This is a genomic window from Citreicoccus inhibens (assembly GCF_019039035.1).
In the GTDB taxonomy this organism is placed as follows: Bacteria; Myxococcota; Myxococcia; order Myxococcales; family Myxococcaceae; genus Citreicoccus; species Citreicoccus inhibens.
The window spans coordinates 17,355-36,634 of the sequence record NZ_JAHNZT010000023.1 but is presented as its reverse complement, the minus strand read 5'-3'; the positions used below and the strand labels follow the sequence as shown (position 1 = coordinate 36,634).

The following is a 19,280-nucleotide window of genomic DNA, read 5'->3' as shown; positions in this document are numbered from 1 at the left end:
ACAGGGTCCAGTCTGCCACAGCCCGGGCGGCTCAGTGGACTTGTCGAGGGATTCGGTCCGCCAGGGACACGCCGTCCCCGGGCTCCAGCACGATGACCTCCGCGGCCACGTGCACGCCCCCCGCGATGAAATAGCCCACGCGCAGGTTGGCGTTGTCGGTCAGCCGACCCGTGTCTCGCGCCTCCAGCCACTCGTACTGGGTGCGGTCATCGATGCGCAGGGTGACGTCCTCGCCCGCGGCGATGTCATGAACCGTCAGGTGATCCGGCCCCGAGTCCACGAGGTTTCCGCTCACCACTTCCTCTACCTGGTTCAGGTGCTCTTCCTGGCGTCCGGTCTCCATGGCGCTCCGGCTCCTTCGGCTGGCGCCCACCCCAAGGTGTCGGCCGTGCCGGCGGCGTGCTGCCCGGTGGCCTCGGGTGGGGGCGACGTTCGCTCCGCCGTTCAACCTGGACCCGAGGGCACGCCGGGCCAAGCGCGCCGGGTCCTCCCGGTCCCCGTCCAGCCGGGCAACGGGGCGCTCCTCACGCCTTCGTGGGGCGAGACGGGCGCCGAGGCGCGGAAGGGGCTCCCGCGCGCAGCAGCAGCGACGCCAGCTCATGCGCGAGCGCGCGATCCAACGGCGCGTGGCCCACGAGGAGCCGGTACCACATCACTCCGAACGCCATGTCCACGAGGAGGAACAGGTCCACGTCCGCCGCCAGCTCGCCACGCGCCTGCGCCTGCGCGAGCACGGAGCGCAGCAGCTCCCGGCGCCTCTCGATGAGCCCGGTGCGGAACTCGGTGGCGAACTGCGCGTCGAGCTGCGCCTCCGCCATCAGCCCTCGGAGGATGTCCCCCGTTCCCCGAGGCGTCTTCAGCGCCTGGAACGTGGAGGCCAGGAACGCCTCCAGCACCTCCCCGAGCGAGCCGTGCGAGGGCGGCGCGAGCGGGGTGGGGGCCTGGGCGACCAACGCCTCCAGCACGACCGACGCCTTGGAGGTCCACCAGCGATAGATGGTCTGCTTCCCGACGCCCGCGTCACGCGCGATGGCCTCGATGCTCAGCGCGGCATAGCCCTGCTCGCGCAGGAGCTTCAGCGCGGCCTGGAGGACCGCCGCACGTGACTGTTCGCTTCGCTTTCGCCCGGGGCGACCCTTCGACGCGTCTTGGTCCACGTGGCGTTCCTACCATCCACGAATCGACTTGACGAGACGCATCGTCTCGAATTATTTAATTCGAGACGGTTCGGTTCGGATTTCTAGGGAGGCACCATGGACTGGCGAAACAAGCATGTGGTGGTGATGGGGGGCAGCTCGGGGGTGGGGGAGGCGACGGCGCGGCGGCTCGTGTCGTTGGGTGCGCGGGTGGTCATTACCGGGCGGGACGCGGACAAGCTGGCGCGGGTGGCGAAGTCGCTGGGCGAGCAGGGGCGCGGCGTGGTGGTGGACGGGGCGGACGCGGCGGCGGTGCGCGCGTTCTTCGCGGAACTCGGCGCGTTCGACCACCTGGTGGTGTGCCTGAGCGGAGCGGAGGGCGCGGGCGCGTTCCGGGAGCTGGATCTGGCCGGGCTGCGGCGCGGCTTCGAGGCGAAGTTCTGGGCGCACCTCACGGCGGTCCAGGCGGCGTTGGGCACGCTGCGTCCGGACGGCTCGGTGACGTGCGTGACGGCGATCTCGGCGCGCACGGCGTTCGCGGGAGCGGCGGGATTGGCCGCCATCAATGGCGCGCTGGAGGCGATGATTCCTCCGCTCGCGCTGGAGCTGGCGCCCCTGCGCGTCAACGCGGTCTCGCCGGGTGTCATCAACACGCCCTGGTGGGAGAAAGCCCCGGCGGCCCAGCGTGACGCCATCTTCGCGACCTCGGCGGCCACGCTGCCCGTTCGCCGGGTGGGCGCGCCCGAGGACGTCGCGGACGCGATTGTCTTCGTCGCGGGCAACGGCTTCATGACCGGCACCGTCATCGAATGCGATGGCGGCGCCCGCCTGGTCTAGCGCTCGGGCTTATCAGCGAGGCGCCGGACCGCCGCGCGGATGCATGCGCGGGCCCATCTGTTGCCGGCGCTTCTCGCGCGCGGCGGTCTCCTCGCTGACGAGCGCGCGCGCCTTCGTCTTCTGCGCGTCCGTCAGCAGGGCCTCGGCCTGTTGGTACGCGGCGGTGTCCGCGTCCCGCAGCTGGCGCATCGTGGCGTGCATTTGCTCTCGGTGCGCCAGCATCTCCTCCTCCGAGGGCGGTGTCCCCGGCTCGGGGCGGAGGGACTCCAGCGTCTGCATCATCGGGGCGGCCTTCGACTTCAGCGTCTCCTGGATGCCTTGCAGCTGCGTCACCTGGGCCTCGGACAAGCCGAGGTCCTGGCGGTGCTCCAGCAGGAGGCTCACCCAGGTGTGCTCCAGGAAGTGGGGAGGTGGCGGGCGGCCCGAGGGCTCCGCGACAGCCAGCAGGGGGACGAGACAGCAGAGGGCGATGAGGGAGGTTTTCATGGGGCGCGATGCTCCGGGTCGCTCGTGGTGAGGCCGCCCGGTGTGTGGGTGCCCATCACCCACCGCGCCGAGCGTGTGATGCACACCCTGCGCCTCGCGCATACCGCGATGATTTCGCGGCTGTTTCGGAATGTGTCGCCGTCAGCAGCAGCGCCCGCCACCACTTCGGTAGCGCGCCTGCTGCCGCTCGTCGAAGAACTCCGCGTAGCTCATGACGGGGCGGCTCGGGTGGCGAGCGCGCATGTGCCGCACGTAGGTGTCGTAGTCCGGTACGCCAATCATCAGCCGCGCGGTCCGCACCGCGCGCTCCCAGAACGCTCGCACCAGGTCGCGGGTGCGCCTCACGCCGCGCTCCTCACGTCTGGCGCGGGGACGCTCGGTGTCTCCTGCGCGGTGGGCTCGGTGAGGCGGCGGGCGGCCCGCGCGGCTCGGAGTCCGAACCCCACGGTCGCGACGACGAGCAGCATGAACAGGAACGTCAGCGTGGCGTCCACGCGGTCGTTGAGGATGACCTGTCGCATGTCGTCCAGCGTCTTCGCGGGCGCGAGCACCTTGCCCGCGTCCGCCGCCTCGGCGAACGCGCGCGCGTGGGCCAGGAAGCTGACCTTCACGTCCGCGCCGAACACCTTCTGCCAGCCGGCCGTCAGCGTGCAGCACACCAGCCACAGCGCGGGGACGAGTGGGAGCCACACATAGCGCTCGCGCTTCATCTTCACCAAGGTGACGCTGGCCAGCGTCAACGCGATGGCGGCCAGCATCTGGTTGGCGATGCCGAACAGCGGCCACAGCGTGTTGATGCCGCCCAGCGGATCCACCACGCCCTGGTAGAGAAAGTAGCCCCAGCTCGCCACGCAGAGCGCCGTGGCGATGAGGTTGGCGCCCCAGGACTCGGTCTTCTTGAGCGGCGCGTACACCAGCCCCGCCAGCTCCTGAATCATGAAGCGGCCCACGCGCGTGCCCGCGTCCACGGTGGTGAGGATGAACAGGGCCTCGAAGAGGATGGCGTAGTGGTACCAGAAGGCCATCATCCCCTGGCCGGCCACGAGCCCATGGAGGATCTGCGCCATGCCCACCGCCAGGGTGGGCGCGCCGCCCGCGCGGGACAGGATGGACGTCTCTCCGATATCGCGCGCGGTTTGAGTCAGCACCTCGGGCGTGATGACGAAGCCCCACTGGCTGATGACCTGCGCTGCGTGGACCACGTCGGTGCCAATCAACCCGGGGGGCGAGTTCATCGCGAAGTAGACCCCGGGCTGGAGCACCGTGGCCGCGATGAGCGCCATGATGGCCACGAACGACTCCATCAACATCGCGCCATACCCCACCATGCGCGCATCCCTCTCGTTGGCCAGCATCTTCGGCGTGGTGCCCGAGGAGATGAGCGAGTGCCAGCCGGACACCGCGCCACACGCGATGGTGATGAACAGGAAGGGGAACAGTCCCCCGGCGAACACGGGGCCCGTGCCATCCGTGAAGCGGGTCAGCGCCGGCATGCGCAGCTCCGGCATGGCCAGGAGGATGCCCACGGCCAAGAGCAGCACGGTGCCAATCTTCAGGAAGGTGGACAGGTAGTCGCGAGGCGCCAGCAGCAGCCAGACCGGCAGCACGGACGCGCAGAAGCCATAGCCGATGAGCAGCCACGCCAGGACCTTGCTGTCGTACGTGAACAGGGGCGCCCACGTCGCGGAGTCCGCCACCCGGCCTCCGAGCCCGATGGACAGCATCAACAGGACGAAGCCCGCGACGGACACTTCGAGCACGCGGCCCGGTCGCACGGAGCGGAGGTACAGGCCCATCGCCACCGCGATGGGAATCGTCATCGCCACGGTGAAGGTGCCCCAGGGGCTGCCCGCCAGCGCCTTCACCACCACCAGGGCGAGCACCGCGAGGATGATCATCATGATCATCAACACGCCGACCATGGTGACGACGCCCGCCGCCGGCCCCAGCTCCATGCGCACCATGTCGCCCAGCGACTTGCCGTCGCGCCGGACGGAGAGGAACAGGATGACGAAGTCCTGCACCGCGCCCGCGAGCACCGCGCCGGTGAGGAGCCACAGCGTGCCGGGCAGATAACCCATCTGCGCCGCGAGCACCGGGCCCACCAGCGGCCCCGCGCCCGCGATGGCGGCGAAGTGGTGGCCGAAGAGCACCCACTTGTCCGTGGGGACGTAATCCAGTCCGTCGTCGCGCAGGCGCGCGGGCGTGGCTCGCGCGGCGTCCAGTCGCAGCGCTCGGTCCGCGATGAAGCGGCTGTAGAACCGATACCCGAGCAGGTACGTCGCCACCGAGGCCCCGACGAGCCACGTGGCGTTGATGCTCTCGCCCCGGTGCAGCGCCACGGTGCCCAGGCAGAAGGCCCCGAGGAGGGCGAGCACCGCCCACCCCAGCTTGCTGACGACTCCCGTCATGCTTCCTCCGTGCCGCTCGGCCCGTCATGGCTGGGACGCCGCGCCGGGCGAGGGCCAGTGCCCGGAGGCTTATCACCCCGAGGCGGCGGAGCTGGAGCCTGCCTCGAGGTGCCGTGCGATGGCGCTCAGGCCGCCGCGCGCTCCGCCGCGTCACGCACGCGCGTCACCAGCGCGTCAATGGACTTGCGCGCGTCCCCGAAGAGCATCCGGGTGTTGCCCAGATAGAACAGCGGGTTCTCGACGCCCGCGTAGCCCGCGGCCATGCCTCGCTTGAGGACCACGACGCGCCGGGACTTCCACACCTCCAACACGGGCATGCCGTGGATGGGGCTGGCGGGGTCGTTCAGCGCGCCTGGGTTGACGATGTCGTTGGCGCCAATCACCAGCACCACGTCGGTGTGCTCGAAGTCGTGGTTGATGTGCTCCATCTCCAGCACGATGTCGTAGGGGACGCCCGCCTCGGCCAGCAGCACGTTCATGTGCCCGGGCAGTCGGCCCGCCACCGGGTGGATGGCGAAGCGCACCTCGATGCCCCGCTCGCGCAGGCCGCGCGCCAGGTCGTTCACCGCGCTCTGCGCGCGGGCCACGGCCATGCCGTACCCCGGGACGATGATGACGCGGCGCGAGTCCAACAGCTCGCGAGACACCTCGTCCGCGGACAGCTCCAACACCTCGCCCGCGGGAGGCGCGGCGCTGCCGGCCGCGGGGGCGTCTGCGGTGCCGAACCCGCCGAACACCACGTTGAGGATGGAGCGGTTCATCGCGCGGCACATGATGATGGACAGGATGGCGCCGCTCGAACCCACCAGCGCGCCCGTGACGATGAGCAGGTCATTGCCGAGCGTGAAGCCCGCCGCGGCCGCCGCCCAGCCCGAGTAGCTGTTGAGCAGCGACACCACCACGGGCATGTCCGCGCCGCCAATGGCCACCACCAGGTGGATGCCCAGCACGCCCGCCACCACCGCCACGCCCACCAGCCACGGCATGCCCGTGGCGGCCTCGGGCGCCTGGATGAAGGGGAGGGCGCAGCCCGCGAGCACGCCCGCCAGCGCGAGGTTGAGCAGGTGCCGCCCCGGCAGGAGCAGCGGCTTGCCCGTGACGGTGCCGCGCAGCTTCGCCCAGGCCACCACGGAGCCCGTGAACGTCAGCGCGCCCACCGCCACGCCGGCCCAGACCTCCAGGAGTTGGATGACACGCGCCGCGCTCAGTGGCTCGCCGGCAAGGGCCGAGGCCGCCACGGCCATGGCGTGCTCGCCCGAGCGGGGCTCCAAGTAGGACGACATGCCCACCAGCACGGCGGCCAGTCCCACGAAGCTGTGGAGGATGGCGACCAGCTCGGGCATGCCGGTCATCTCGACGCGGCGAGCGAGCACCGCGCCCACGGCCCCGCCGGCCACCACCGCGCCCACCAGCACCGCCAGCCCCAAGCCCGCCGAGTCCGAGTGGCGCATCCACCAGGTGAACGCGGCCACGCCCGCGGCCAGGCCCATGCCGAGCATTCCAAACAGGTTGCCGCGTGACGCGGTCTCCTGCCGCGACAGTCCGCCAAGGCTGCGGATGAACAGCACGCCCGCCAGCAGATAGGCGATGGTCACGATGCCGCTCATGTCCGACCTCCGTGGGCGCCGCGGGGCGTGGCGGGCGCGGCGTTTCTCCGGAACATCTTCAGCATGCGTTGGGTGACGAGGAATCCACCGGCGACGTTGACCGCCGCCACGAGCACCGCGAGCGCGCCGAGCACCGTGGCCAGGTCAAGGCCATGTCCAATCTGCAGCATGCCGCCGACGATGATGATGCCGCTGATGGCGTTGGTGACGCTCATGAGCGGCGTATGCAGCGCGGGCGTCACGCTCCAGATGACCTGCCAGCCCACGAAGCACGCCAGGATGAAGACCGTGAAGTGCTTGAGGAAGTCCTCGGGCGCGAACCGACCGAGCGCGAACAGCACGCCGATGGTGAGCAGCCCTCCCAACGTGCTGCCCCACGCGCGGCGCGCCGGGTTGTTGAGGTCCGCCTGCTCGGGCTTCGCGTCCGGGGGCGGCGGCTGCACCACCTTGGCGACCGGGACGGGAGGCGGAGGCTCCTTGCGGGGCGGGGGCGGCAGCGGCGCGCCCTGATGGAAGAGGAGGGCCGGGCGGATGACCTCGTTGTCGAGGTCGAGTCGGAAGGCCTGTCCACCGCCCATCTCCTGGAGCAGGTGCACCAGGTTGTTGGCGAAGAAGCGGCTCGCGGTGCCGGCCATGCGGCTGGCCAGGTCCGTGTAGCCGAGGATGCGGATGCCGTTCCATTCCACGACCTGCCCGGGGACGGTCAGCTCGCAGTTGCCGCCTTGCTCGGCGGCCATGTCCACCACCACCGCGCCCGGCCGGAGCGCGGACACCACGTCGCGCGGCAGCAAGATGGGCGCCTTCGTGCCGGGCACGAGCGCGGTCGTGATGATGATGTCCACCTCGGCGGCCTGGCGCCGGAAGAGGGCCATCTCCGCGTCGATGAACTCCTGGCTCATCACCCGCGCGTAGCCGCCCGTGCCCTCGCCGCTCTCCTTGATGTCCACTTGGAGGAAGGCCGCGCCCAGGCTCTCCACCTGCTCCTTGGCCGCGGCGCGCGTGTCGAAGGCGCGCACCTCGGCGCCCAGCGAGCGGGCCGCGGCAGCGGCGGCGAGCCCCGCCACGCCCGCGCCAATCACCAACACCCGCGCCGGAGGCGTGGCGCCCGCCGCCGTCATCTGCGGACCGAAGAAGCCCTGGTAGGCCTGCGCCGCCTCGATGACCGCGCGATAACCCGCCAGATTCGCCATGGAGCTGAGCACGTCCATCTTCTGCGCGCGCGTGACGCGAGGGATGCGCTCCAGCGCCAGGGTGGACAGCTTGCGCTCCGCCACGCCCGCGGCCAGCTCCGGGTGTCGCTCGGGCTGAAGGATGGCGATGAGCGTGGCGCATTCGCGGACCCGCGACGTCTCCTCGGGGGAGGGCGCTCGCACCTTCACGAGCACGTCGGACTCCCCCCACACCTGCTCCCGAGGCGCCAGGGTGGCTCCCGCGCGCACGAACGCCTCATCTGGGATGTTGGAGGCGAGTCCCGCGCCGGGCTCCACCTGGATGTCAAAGCCAAGCTCGCGCAGCTTCTTGACGGACTCGGGAGTGGCCGCCACGCGGCGCTCTCCCGGGACCGTTTCCGTCGGCACACCGATGCGGATGGTCATGTTGGGCGCCGGAGCATAGCGGTGCCGCCGTCGCATGTTGTCTTTTCAAACACTGACGCGGTGCGTGAGGGGTTGGGTGCAATGCCTTGCGCCGCAACGCGGCATGGGGCAATGACAAGCGTGGCGCGGGTGGCGTCTTGCGTGGGCGGGCCTGGCTAGTCTGGGGGCATGCCCCGTCCTCCGCACTTCTCTCCATCGGTCTCGGTGATTCCTGGCGCGGTCTATTCCTCGCAAGCGGAGCGGATGCGCGCGTGGAAGGGGGAGCTGTATCCCTTGCATGTGGGGGACACGTGGCTGTCGCCCGCGGAGGGGTGCCGCATGGAGGACCTGCGCGCGGCGGACCATCCTGAACTGCATCGGTATGCCCCCATCCAGGGCCTGCCGTCGCTCATTGATGCCATTGTGGAGCGCACCCGGGCGCGCACGGGCGTGGCCACGGAACGCGAGGACGTCCTGGTGACGACGGGGGCCACGGGCGGCCTGGGCGCCATCATGGGCGCGCTGCTCGCGCCAGGGGACGAGGTGCTCCTGCTCGCGCCGTATTGGCCGCTGGTCGCGGGCATCGTCGCCTCATTCCATGGCGTGCCCGTGGCGGTGCCGTTCCTGGACGTGAGGGGGCCCGAGGAACTGCTGGCGGCCGTGCGCGCGAAGGCGGGCCCGCGCACCGTGGCGCTGTATGTGAATACGCCCAACAACCCCACGGGCAAGGTGTTGCCGCGCGCGTGGGTGGAGGCGCTGGCGGAGGAGGCGCGCCGCCAGGGATGGTGGCTCATCGGGGACGAGGTCTACGAGGACTACGTCTACGTGGGCGAGCACGTCTCCACGCGGGCGCTCGCCCCGGAGCGCACGTTCTCCGCGTACTCCTTCAGCAAGGCCTACGGCATGGCGGGCAATCGGTGCGGCCACGTGGTGGGCCCCACCGAGGCCATGGGGCACCTGCGCAAGGTGAGCACCCACAGCTTCTACGCCACGCCCACCGCGGCCCAGGTCGTGGCCACCCGGGTGCTGGGGAGCGTGGGGGATGCGTGGGTGGCGAACGCCTCGGCGCGCTACCGCGAGGTGGGCAACGAGGCGGCTCGACGGCTGGGGGTGCCACCCCCGGAGGGCAGCACCTTCCTCTTCCTGGATGTGTCCGCGCACCTGGATGCGCGGGGACTGCCCAGCTTCATGGAGACCTGCGCCGAGCGGGGCCTCCTGTTGTCCCCAGGCCCGTCCTTTGGTCCGTTTCCCCACCATGTGCGCCTGTGCTTCACCTGCGTCCCGCCAGAGGTGGCCCTGCGCGGGGTGGACGTGCTGGCGGGGCTCCTGTCGCCTCGCCGCCCCGTCAGCAGGTAGGTGGGCGTGGGTTGGACGCACGCTCTGGGCGCTCGGAGCCGAAAATGGGGTCAGGAATGGACTTGGGGGCCCCGGGGTTCCACGACGAACCCAAGGTCACGGGGCTTTTTCACAAGAGGCCCACTAGGCAAGTGCCTCGAAACGTGACACATGGCAACGGCCGCACGAGCATCAAGTCGAGTGTGGCCTCCGGCTCAATTCATGAAGCCGGAAAAGAAAGAAGAAGAGCAAGAGTAATGGCGACTGGTACCGTGAAGTGGTTCAACGACGCGAAGGGCTTTGGTTTCATCATGCAGGATGGCGGGGGCGAGGACCTCTTCTGCCACCACAGCGCGATCCAGACCCAGGGCTTCCGCTCCCTCCAGGAGGGCCAGAAGGTGGAGTTCGACGTGGCCCGCGGCCCCAAGGGCCTGCAGGCGCAGAACGTCCGGCCGGTCTGAGACAGTTCGCGTCCTGAACGACAAAGGCTCAGCCCTTCGGGGGCTGGGCCTTTTTCTTTTTTCAGGCCTCGCCCCCTCGCCTACAGGAAGAGCGTCGGATCGAACTCGTCCACGTTGACCGGGAGCATGCGGGGCAGCGGGCGCTGGAACACCCGAGCGTTCAGCTCCAGGTCCAGAATCTTCAGTCCCGCGGGGACGAGCTCCCGGAAGCGCTGGCTCACGTACTCGCGCAAGCCCATCACCGCCACCTGCCGGCCCTCGTCCAAGAGGGGCTTGAGCGCCTCGGCGAAGTCGGCGCCGTCATGGCTGGCCAGCGCCACGGAGGCCTTGGGACGCTGGGTCTGGATGGACTCCAGGAGCTTGAGGACGCCCAGGTCGACCACCTTCTGGTCCGGGCGGCCGTGCAGCAGGGCCACCTCACAGCCGGCGGACTTCAGGGCGCGCACGAAGCCAATCATCGCGTCGGGGAGCTGCTCCCCCTTGGCGTTGAGGACGACGATGCAGCGCACCGGGGTGGGGAAGTAGCTCTCGCAGAACGTGACGAGGCGATCGAACTGCACCCGGTCCAAGGGTTCGGGGCGGCGCCCCACGATGTTGGACACGGCCCAGTCGATGTTCTCGGCATCGATGAGCACGTAGGTGGCGGCGGGCTGTCGGACGGAATTCATGCGCGGAGGATACGCGGGCCCGAGGGCGGAAGCCGGGCGATTTCCCACGCCCGGCTCCCCCATCCCCGGTCCCGGAACCTCACGGCGTTGGCGCGTGCGCCACGCCCGACTCCTCGTCTTCATCCTGCGCGGGGCGGGAATCCCCGCGCAGCCGCTGCATCAGCACGTAGAGGCCGGGGATGAAGATGAGGTTGACGAGGGTGGACACCAGCATGCCGCCGAAGACGGCCGTGCCCAGCGAGTTTCGCGAGGCGGCGCCGGCGCCCTTGGCCGTCATGAGCGGCACCACGCCCAGGAGGAAGGCGATGGACGTCATGAGGATGGGGCGCAGGCGCACCTCGGCGGCCGTCACCACCGCGTCGAGCGCGCTCTTGCCGGTGGCGCGAAGCTGCTCGGCGAACTCCACGATGAGGATGGCGTTCTTGCTGGCCAGGCCCACCAACATCACCAGGCCCACCTGGCAGAACACGTCGTTGGCGTAGCCGCGCGCCAGTTGCAGCGCGAGCGCGCCCATGATGGCCAGGGGCACCGACAGGATGATGACGAAGGGCAGGGTGAAGCTCTCGTACTGGGCCGCGAGCACCAGGAAGACGAACAACAGGCCGAGCCCGAAGATGATCATCGTCTGCCCGCCGCTCTCCTTCTGCTCCAGGCTGATGCCCGTCCACTCGGCGCTCATGCCCTGGGGCAGTCGCTGCGTGGCGAGGGTCTCCATGGCTTCGAGCGCCTGACCGGAGGACACGCCGGGGGCGGCCTGCCCGTTCACCTCGGCGGCGCGGAACAGGTTGTAGTGCCGGATGACCTGCGCGGAGACGGTGGGCTGCACCGTCACCAGCGACTCCAGCGGAATCATCTGTCCGGTGTCGCTGCGCACGTAGAAGGCGCCGATGTCCTGCGGGCTGTCGCGGAACTGCTGCTCGGCCTGGACGTAGACGCGGTAGGTGCGGCTCGCGTAGTTGAAGTCGTTGACGTACTGGCTGCCCATGTAGAGCTGGAGGGTGCCGAACACCTGCTCCATGGGCACGCCGAGCGCCTTGGCCTTCTGCCGGTCCACCTCCACGTCCAACAGCGGGGTGTCCGCGTTGAAGGCGGTGAAGACGCCGCGCAGCTTGCTGTCCGAGTTGCCTCCCGCCACCACGTCCTGCGTGGCGGACGCCAGCTCGTCCAGCGAGTGGTTGCCGGCCGTGTCCTCGACGATGAACTGGAAGCCGCCCACGCTGCCGACGCCGCGGATGGCCGGGGGCTGGAAGGGCATGACGCGCGCGCCGCCAATCTTGCCCAGCGGCCCACGCAGCCGCTCCACCAGCGAGGCCACGGACTGTCCGGGCTTCATGCGCTCCTCCCACGGCTTCAGGGTGGTGAAGAGCGTGGCGAGGTTGGGGCCCGTGCCCTGGAAGGAGAAGCCGCCGATGACGAACATGTTCGCCACCTCGGGCTGGGCGCGCAGCACCTGCTCGGCCTCGGCCAGCACCTTCTCCGTCTGGGCAAGGGACATGCCCTCGGGGCCCTGCACGGAGATGATGAGGTAGCCCTGGTCCTCGTCCGGGATGAATCCGGTGGGCGCCGAGCGGAACAGCACCACGGTGCCGCCCAGGCAGGCGAGGAACGCCAGCAGGACGATGAGGGGGTGCTTGAGCAGCCCGCGCAGCGCCGCGCCGTAGGCGCTCTTGGCCCCGTCGAGCGCGCGGTCCACCCAGCGGAAGAAGATCCACTTGGGGCCGTGGTGGTGCTTGAGCAAGAGCGCGCTCAGCGCGGGCGTCAGCGTCAGGGCGCAGAAGGTGGACAGCGCCACGGACGCGGCGATGGTGAGCGCGAACTGGCGGTAGATGGCGCCCGTGGTGCCGGGGAAGAGGGCCACCGGGACGAACACCGCCACCAGCACGATGGAGATGGCGATGACCGCGCCGGCCACCTCCTTCATGCCCTCGCGCGCGGCCTGTCGGGCCGTCAGGCCCTTCTCCGCCATCAATCGCTCGATGTTCTCGATGACGACGATGGCGTCATCCACCACGAGCCCCGTGGCCAGCGTCAGGCCGAACAGGGTGAGGGTGTTGATGGAGAAGCCGAGCAGGTGGACGAACGCGAACGTGCCCACGAGCGACACGGGCAGGGTGAGCGCGGTGATGAGCACGCTGCGCCACCCGTGCAGGAACAGGAAGATGACCAGGATGACGAGCGCGATGGCCTCCACGAGCGTCTGGATGACCTCGTGGATGGAGGCGCGCACCGCCAGCGTGGTGTCCGTGCCCGCGCGGTACTCCAGGCCCGGGGGGAACTGCTTGGCCAGGCGCTCCAACTCGCGGAACACGCCGTCGCGCACGTCCAGCGCGTTGGCGGTGGGGAGCTGGAAGATGGCGAGGCCCACGCCCGTCTTGCCGTTGAAGCGCAAGAGCGTGCCGTAGTTCTCCGCGCCCATCTCCACGCGCCCCACGTCGTGCACGCGCACCAGCTTCCCGTCCGCGTCGCGCTGGATGACGATGTCGCCGAACTCCTCGGGCTCCACGAGGCGGCCGTGCGCGCGCACCGCGAGCTGGTAGGGCTGATCATCGCTGGACGGCGGCTGGCCCACCTGGCCGGCGGCCACCTGGAGGTTCTGGTCCTGCAGCGCGCGCACCACGTCCTGCGGCGTCAGGTTGCGGCGCGCCAGCTCCGTGGGGTCCAGCCACAGGCGCATGGAGAACTTGCGCTCGCCGAAGATGCGCACGTCGCCCACGCCGGACACTCGCTTGATGGCGTCCTTCAGGTTCACGTCCGCGTAGTTGCTGAGGAACTTCGCGTCGTAGCGGTTGTCCGGGCTGGAGAGACCCACGGTCAGCAGCATCTGGCTGGAGGCCTTGTTCACCACGATGCCCGTCTGGTTCACCTGCGACGGCAGGCGCGCGGCGGCGCGGCTCACGCGGTTCTGCACGTCGACGGCGGCCACCTCGATGTCGCGCGTGGGCGCGAAGGTGACGGTGATCTGACTGGTGCCGTCGTTGCTGCTGGTGGAGGTGATGTAGCGCATGCCCTCCACGCCGTTGAGCTCCTGCTCCAACGGAATCGTGACGGCGCTCTCCACCACCTCGGCGCTCGCGCCGACGTAGGTGGCGGTGACCGTCACCTGGGGCGGCGCCAGGTCCGGATACTGCGCGATGGGCAGGGCCGGGATGGCGATCGCCCCCACCAGCGTCAGGAGGATGGAGCAGACGGCCGCGAAGACGGGCCGGCGGATGAAGAAATTGACGAACACGGCTTGAACGCCCTCATTCTCTCTGCGGTGTCCGGGCCGGACGCACTGGCGTCCAGGGCCCGGTGCCTCGGATTTCGCTCAGCGGCTGCCCCCGGCGGGACCGCCTCCCGGCGCCGTCGTCGGAGCGGCGGCCGGAGGCGCCTCGGCGCGGGCGGTCTGCTTCACCTGCACGGCCGTGCCATCTCGCAGCGCGTAGAGCGAGGACACCGCCACCTGATCTCCCGACTTGAGGCCCGCCTCGACGACGTAGGCCATGTCCCCCAGGGTGCCCAGGGTGATGGGCCGGCGCTCGACGATCGTCTTGCCGCCCTTGTCCTGCACCACGAGCGCGAAGGGCTGGCCGCTCTGGCGCACCACCGCGAGCGCGGGGAGTTGGAGCGCATCCCGCGTGGAGTAGACGATGCGCGCGCGGACCAGCTCGCTGGGGCGCAGGCCGATGGTGTTGCGGAAGGCCGCCTTCACCTCCACGAGCTGCGTGCGCGGGTCGGCCTGGGGCGCCACGAAGAAGACGGTGCTGCTGAGCAGTACCTTGCCCTGGCCGTCGAGCACCTCCAGCACGGTGTCCGGCTTGAGCGACCGGGCGCGCGCGGCGGGCACGGAGACGCTGACCTCCAGCGCGTCCGCCTGGGCCACGCTGGTGACGGGCGTGGTGGCGCCCACGAAGTCACCCAGGCGCACGAGCACGTCGCCCACGGTGCCCGCGAAGGGCGCGCGCACCACGTGGTACTGGAGCTGCACCTGCTTCTGCGCCACCTGCGCCGCGGCGGAGCGAGACGCGGCCTCGGCCGCTTGCACCTGGGCCTGCACGGCCTCCAGCTCCTGGCCGCTCGCGAGGCCTTCCTTGTAGAGCGCCTCGGTGCGCGTCTGCGTGCGCCGGGCCAGCGCCAGGTTCACCTCGGATGAGCTGTGCTGGGCCTGGGCGCTGTCGAGCGCGGCGGTCTCCTCGCGCGAGTCGACCTCCAACAGCGGCGCTCCCTGCTCCACCTTCTGCCCGGGCTTCACGTGGATGCGGCGCACGTAGCCGGCCACCTGCGGCAGCACCGTCACGCTCTGCCGCGACAGCAGCGAGCCCAGGTATTCACTCGTGTCCCGCACGGGGGAGGGCGCCAGCGTGAGCACCTCCACCTCGCGAGGTGGAGGCGCGGCCGGAGGCGCTGCCTTGCCCGTGCACGCCACCGCCCCCGTCACCAGGGACGCACACCACACCGTCTTCACCAACGCCGTCAGGGGGCGCACCCTTCTCACCAGTCGCACCGGGCCTCCGTCAGGAATGCGTCCAGGCGCGCCTGGACAAGCTCGAACTCACGCAACACCAAAGTCAGATCCGCCTGGCGCAGGGCCGCACCGCTCTGGACCAGGTCCAGGCTGCCGCCCCGGCCCACCTCGAACGCTCGGCGCGTGAGCCGATCCGTTCGGTCCGCCAGGTCGCGGGACTCCACCGCTGTCTTCACCAGCGCCTCGGCCACCTCCACGCCGCGGCGAGCCCGCGCCACTTCAATCTCCACGTCGCGCCGCGCGCTCTCCAGCGCCTCGGCGGCTTGCCGCTCCACGCCCGCGCGCTCACGCACCAGGCCCTCGCGCAGGCCACCTTCCCAGATGGGCACGGTGAGCACCGCCGCGATGTTCCAGGTGGCCACCCGGCCGAAGCCTGGATCCGTCGTGTACCCGACAGTGTTGCTCGTCAGCCCGAGCGTGGGCAGGTAGCCGGCGGAGGCCTGCCGCTTGCTGTCATGCGCGGCGTCCACCTGCGCGCGGGCGGCCACCAGGTCCGCGCGGGAGTTCACCGCGTCGAGCGGCGCGCAGACGGCCCGCGCGTTGTCGACCAACCCCTGGAGCTGGAACGCGGGGCTCACGCCGACGGCGTGGTCAAAGCCGAGCGAAACGCCCAACGCCTCACGGGCGCGGCGCAGCTGCTCGTCACCGGAGACGAGCGCGCCCCGCGCCACGGCCACGTCCTGGCTCACCCGCACCACGTCGAGTTGATTGCTGGCCCCCAGTTCGAAGGAGCGCTGCGTGAGGGCGGAGCGCTCCAGCGCTTGTCGCAGGCCCACGCGGTTGATCTCCGCGGCGCGCTCGGCGGCCACCGTGGCCACCAGCGTCTGCGCGAGCCCCAGGGTGAGGCGCCGGCGCGTGTCCTGGAGGCTGGCGACCGCGCCCTTCTGTCCGGCCGAGGTCGACGAGAGCCCTCGCCAGGCGCTCACGTCCACCACGGACTGGGTGAGCGACGCGGTGGCGGTGCCCAGCGGCGAGGTGAGGGTGCGGCCCGTGCCCGCCGCGGTCGGACTGGCGCTGGGGGTATCCGGGTTGAGGACGTCGTAGCTGACGCTCGCGGTCAGCCGCGCGTTGGGCAAGAGCGCGGACAGGGCCTGCCGCCAGCGGCCATCGGCGCGCTGCACGCCGGCCTCGGCGGTGTGGAGGTTGGTCGAGTTCTCTCGAACCAGCTTCAGCGCCTCATCCCAGGTGCCGACCTGCTGCGCCGCGGGCGCGACGGGCGCGAGCATGGGGTCCTCCACGGTCGGCTGGAAGGGCACCGGTGGCGAGGCCGGCTCGGCCTGGGGCGAGGCGGCGGCGAGCACCAGAATCAATAGGGAAGCGGAGGGCATACCGGGCGGAGGTGGGTGTTGCGTGTTCGGTGGTCCCCCCTGGCTGCGGACAGCGGCGGGGATGTAATTGACAACTGTTGTGGTTCGCAATCATCTTTTCGCGCAATGACCCTCGCGGAGCAAGTGGGCGCGCTGAAGCGCGTCATCGGTCGGCTGGTGCGCCAACGTGTGGGTGAGGACACCGGTCGCCCCTTCATGCAGCTCCTCGTCCTGAAGGTCGTCGAGACGGAAGGGCTCCGGCACCAGTCGCTCATCGCGGAGCGGCTGATGGTGGACGCACCGGCGGTGAGCCGCCTGGTCGATCGGCTGGCGGAGGATGGGCTGATCGAGCGCCGGGCGGGAACCAACCGGCGGAGTGTTCACCTGGAAGTGACGGACGCGGGGCGCCGGGAGCTGAAGATGCTGCGCGCGGGGCTCCTGTGGCTGGACGACGAGGCCCGTCAGTGCCTGTCGGATGACGAGTTGCAGCAGCTCACGCACCTGATGAAGAAGCTGCACACAGGGCTGGCGCAGCGGTCGTCGGGCGGACCGGCCGCCGCCGATGGCGCTGCCTGAGCGGTCGCTTCAGAACGGCGCGGGCCGCTCGAAGTCGAGGCGCTCACCTGTCACCGGATGACGGAACGACAGCGCCTCGGCGTGCAGAAAGAGGCGCGCGTCCGCGTGTCCGTAGAGGCGGTCTCCCACGATGGGCGCGCCGAGCCCCAGTGGATGCGCCGCGTGAACGCGCAGCTGATGGGTTCGCCCGGTGAGCGGAAAGAAGGCCACGCGCGTGCGGGCCGGCTGGCGCTCCAGCACCTGCCATCGGGTCAGCGCGGGCTTGCCGTGAACCGGGTCGTGGATCTGCCGAGGCCGGTCCGCGAGGTCGACCCGCATCGGGAAGTCGATGACGCCGTGCTCGCCTTGGACGCTCCCCGCGACCCAGGCGATGTATCGCTTGGTGACCTCGCGCAGGGTGAACTGGCGCTGCAGCTCCGCATGGGCCTGGGCCTGCAGTCCCGCGACGAGCAGGCCCGAGGTGTCGAGGTCGAGCCGGTGCACGAGCAGCGGTCCCGCCGCGCTCGGGTGGCGCTCGCGCAGTCGGGTCAGCACCGAGTCCGTGAGGGCGCTGTCCCGCCCGGGAACCGAGAGCAGGCCCGCGGGCTTGTCGAGGACGACCACCGCTGCATCCTCGTAGACGATGTCCAGCGGCGTGGGCGGATGCACAGGCGGAATGAACGCCCGCGGCCTCGCCACGCACAGGCCCTCCAACATGAAGGGCAAGAGGGGGCCGCACTTGTCGCGGCACGCGGCGTAGTACGCGCCACTCGCGCGGCCCCCGGCGCTGGGCGGCGCGCCCCACCAGAACTCAGCGAGCGCCACGGGGCGAAGTCCCTCGGCGAAGGCGTGCGCGAGCAGCTTCGGCGCCGCGCAGTCCGCCGCGCCCGAGGGGGGCTCACCCGGCAGGTACAGCTCCCGCAAGGGCCGCACCTGCCCGCGCGCATTGCGGACGCGATAGCTGTCATGGATGCGGCGCATGAGCTCGCGACAGACGATGCGGCGCAGGCGCTCCAATGCGCGCAGCCGGCGCTCCGAACGTCGCGCGCGAGGGACGATGTTCGCGCGCTCCTCCTCGTGGCGCGCCTCCACGCGACGGCGCTCGGCCTTGTCGCCGCGGCTCTCCTGGTCGAGCGAGTGAAGCGCTGCGCTCCGGGCGGGCTCCGTCAGGCGCGGGGTCAGCTCGGCCCGGCGTGCGTGTCGCTCGCGGCGTCGGGCCTCGTGTTGCTCGCGCAGCGTCGCGCGCTCCGCGGCGTGGCGCGCGTCGAGCCCCGCGCTCCCGGCGCAGAGCGCTCGATGCTCCGGGGAGGTGCGATGGGCCTCGGCGCGCGCGATGAGCGCTTTGACGGTGGCCTCTCCGGGAAGCTCGACGCGGGCTCGGGCCTGCGCGTCGAAGAGGGGCGGCACGAAGCCCGCGTGTTCCCACTTTCCGCCCAGCATCCCGGAGAAGGCTCGGATGAACCCGAAGCGTCCGTCCGGGAGCGCCACGACGAGCACGCCAAACATCTTCCCGCCGTCGGGGCCGTCGAGCACGGAGGGCGAGAGTCCTGGGACGAGTTGGCCCGCACGCAGCTCGGCTTGCATGTGCTCCGCGGCCATGCGGGCCAGGGGCGCGGGGCCCAGCTCATCGAAGGGACTGGGGAAGTCCCCGGGGTCGCGCGAGTCCGTCGCCGGGGCATCGAGGAGGGTGATGCGCGTGTCCACGGTGCTTGGCTAGCACGGGTGGACGCCGCCGGGGAGCACGCTCGGGGTCGGGTGGATGGGTCTGCGCGACCCTGCTCACCGAGCGACGCACCGGCCGTCCTCGAGGCGCGGCCGGGGGCGTCGCGTGAGGCCGCAGTTCGAGCGCAGCCCCGCAGCCTGTTGCCAGTCACGCTCTGCCTGTGTGAGTGCGTCGAGCTTCGCCTGGAGGGCCGGAACGTTCGTGGTCCGGGTGCAGTAGGCGATGAACTCGCGCGGGCCGCCGCACGCCTTGTGGCCGAAGCCCGCCACCTCGCACTGCGCCACGGCTCCACAACCGCTCGATTTCGCCAGGGCCCGCGCTTCCTGGGCGAGCCGGTCGGCCTTCGCCTTCAACTCGGCGGGCTCGGTCGCCTGCGCTGTCCCCACGAGGAAGATCAGCGCCGCGCTCTGGGCCCACCACCTGCTCCATGGTCGTGACAAGGAGAACCTCCGCGATGGAGGGGAGACGGAGCCAGCGGGGTGGGGATTCAAGGGTCGCATCCTCCAGGTGAAGCGCTCGGATTGACGCGGCGCAGGGCCGCCCAGGCACCCGTCAATGGAAACGCGCCGGAGGGAGCAGCTCCCGCCGGCGCGTTCATGGCTGCTCAGCGATGGGGTGACACTCGGGCGGGACGCGCTTCCCCGTCCGAGTGACTCCGAGGCGCCTGCCTCAGCGC

At 70.7% G+C, this 19,280-nt stretch carries 17 protein-coding genes; 4 read left to right on the top strand and 13 right to left on the bottom strand.

Annotated features, from left to right (window positions below; translation table 11 throughout):
- Window positions 1–31: 31 nt before the first annotated feature.
- On the bottom strand, window positions 32–343 hold the full coding sequence (locus KRR26_RS23835; RefSeq protein WP_120210444.1) for a hypothetical protein: 312 nt from the start codon (window positions 341–343) through the stop codon (window positions 32–34).
- A 181-nt stretch (window positions 344–524) separates the two neighbouring features.
- The gene (locus KRR26_RS23830) at window positions 525–1,157 is read right to left on the bottom strand and encodes a TetR/AcrR family transcriptional regulator (RefSeq protein WP_120210445.1); all 633 of its coding nucleotides are present in this window, start codon (window positions 1,155–1,157) and stop codon (window positions 525–527) included.
- 96 nt (window positions 1,158–1,253) lie between these two features.
- Here KRR26_RS23830 and KRR26_RS23825 point away from each other — a divergent pair, with 96 nt between their 5' ends.
- Window positions 1,254–1,973, top strand: a complete 720-nt coding sequence (locus KRR26_RS23825) for an SDR family oxidoreductase (protein ID WP_120210446.1) — start codon at window positions 1,254–1,256, stop codon at window positions 1,971–1,973.
- A 12-nt stretch (window positions 1,974–1,985) separates the two neighbouring features.
- Here the strand turns inward: KRR26_RS23825 and KRR26_RS23820 are convergent, their stop codons facing one another.
- The 5 genes from KRR26_RS23820 to KRR26_RS23800 form a co-directional block, all read right to left on the bottom strand.
- Window positions 1,986–2,459: a Spy/CpxP family protein refolding chaperone gene (locus tag KRR26_RS23820; RefSeq protein WP_120210474.1), complete on the bottom strand. Its 474-nt coding sequence runs from the start codon at window positions 2,457–2,459 to the stop codon at window positions 1,986–1,988.
- A 141-nt stretch (window positions 2,460–2,600) separates the two neighbouring features.
- The gene (locus KRR26_RS23815) at window positions 2,601–2,804 is read right to left on the bottom strand and encodes a YbdD/YjiX family protein (RefSeq protein WP_120210447.1); all 204 of its coding nucleotides are present in this window, start codon (window positions 2,802–2,804) and stop codon (window positions 2,601–2,603) included.
- Entirely contained in the window at window positions 2,801–4,870 is a 2,070-nt protein-coding gene (locus KRR26_RS23810; protein WP_217080930.1) for a carbon starvation CstA family protein, read from the bottom strand. The genes KRR26_RS23815 and KRR26_RS23810 overlap by 4 nt, the downstream gene beginning before the upstream one ends.
- Before the next feature lie 125 nt (window positions 4,871–4,995).
- Entirely contained in the window at window positions 4,996–6,477 is a 1,482-nt protein-coding gene (locus KRR26_RS23805; RefSeq protein WP_120210449.1) for an NAD(P)(+) transhydrogenase (Re/Si-specific) subunit beta, read from the bottom strand.
- Window positions 6,474–8,108, bottom strand: coding sequence for a Re/Si-specific NAD(P)(+) transhydrogenase subunit alpha (locus KRR26_RS23800; protein ID WP_268905884.1), 1,635 nt, complete (start codon window positions 8,106–8,108; stop codon window positions 6,474–6,476). Before KRR26_RS23800 ends, KRR26_RS23805 begins: the two co-directional genes overlap by 4 nt.
- Window positions 8,109–8,240: 132 nt before the next feature.
- Here KRR26_RS23800 and KRR26_RS23795 point away from each other — a divergent pair, with 132 nt between their 5' ends.
- Both KRR26_RS23795 and KRR26_RS23790 read left to right on the top strand, forming a co-directional pair.
- Window positions 8,241–9,407, top strand: a complete 1,167-nt coding sequence (locus KRR26_RS23795) for a pyridoxal phosphate-dependent aminotransferase (RefSeq protein ID WP_120210451.1) — start codon at window positions 8,241–8,243, stop codon at window positions 9,405–9,407.
- Between the two features lie 236 nt (window positions 9,408–9,643).
- A complete protein-coding gene (locus KRR26_RS23790; RefSeq protein WP_120210452.1) occupies window positions 9,644–9,847 on the top strand; it encodes a cold-shock protein in 204 nt (67 codons plus the stop codon).
- Between the two features lie 80 nt (window positions 9,848–9,927).
- Here the strand turns inward: KRR26_RS23790 and KRR26_RS23785 are convergent, their stop codons facing one another.
- From KRR26_RS23785 to KRR26_RS23770, 4 genes are all read right to left on the bottom strand, one after another.
- A complete protein-coding gene (locus KRR26_RS23785) occupies window positions 9,928–10,515 on the bottom strand; it encodes an NYN domain-containing protein (RefSeq protein WP_217080929.1) in 588 nt (195 codons plus the stop codon).
- A 79-nt stretch (window positions 10,516–10,594) separates the two neighbouring features.
- Window positions 10,595–13,744, bottom strand: a complete 3,150-nt coding sequence (locus KRR26_RS23780) for an efflux RND transporter permease subunit (protein ID WP_217080928.1) — start codon at window positions 13,742–13,744, stop codon at window positions 10,595–10,597.
- A 78-nt stretch (window positions 13,745–13,822) separates the two neighbouring features.
- Window positions 13,823–14,989, bottom strand: a complete 1,167-nt coding sequence (locus tag KRR26_RS23775; RefSeq protein WP_407931736.1) for an efflux RND transporter periplasmic adaptor subunit — start codon at window positions 14,987–14,989, stop codon at window positions 13,823–13,825.
- The gene (locus KRR26_RS23770; protein ID WP_120210455.1) at window positions 14,986–16,347 is read right to left on the bottom strand and encodes a TolC family protein; all 1,362 of its coding nucleotides are present in this window, start codon (window positions 16,345–16,347) and stop codon (window positions 14,986–14,988) included. The genes KRR26_RS23775 and KRR26_RS23770 overlap by 4 nt, the downstream gene beginning before the upstream one ends.
- A gap of 105 nt (window positions 16,348–16,452) precedes the next feature.
- On the opposite strand from KRR26_RS23770, the gene KRR26_RS23765 reads away from it, so the two are divergent.
- On the top strand, window positions 16,453–16,902 hold the full coding sequence (locus KRR26_RS23765; protein WP_217080927.1) for a MarR family winged helix-turn-helix transcriptional regulator: 450 nt from the start codon (window positions 16,453–16,455) through the stop codon (window positions 16,900–16,902).
- A gap of 9 nt (window positions 16,903–16,911) precedes the next feature.
- Here KRR26_RS23765 and KRR26_RS23760 read toward each other — a convergent pair whose 3' ends face one another.
- Window positions 16,912–18,585: an RluA family pseudouridine synthase gene (locus tag KRR26_RS23760; protein ID WP_328707203.1), complete on the bottom strand. Its 1,674-nt coding sequence runs from the start codon at window positions 18,583–18,585 to the stop codon at window positions 16,912–16,914.
- Window positions 18,586–18,660: 75 nt separating this feature from the next.
- Window positions 18,661–19,044 carry a hypothetical protein gene (locus KRR26_RS23755; protein ID WP_217080926.1) on the bottom strand — a complete coding sequence of 128 codons (384 nt, stop codon included), beginning with the start codon at window positions 19,042–19,044 and terminating at the stop codon, window positions 18,661–18,663.
- Between the last annotated feature and the right edge of the window lie 236 nt (window positions 19,045–19,280).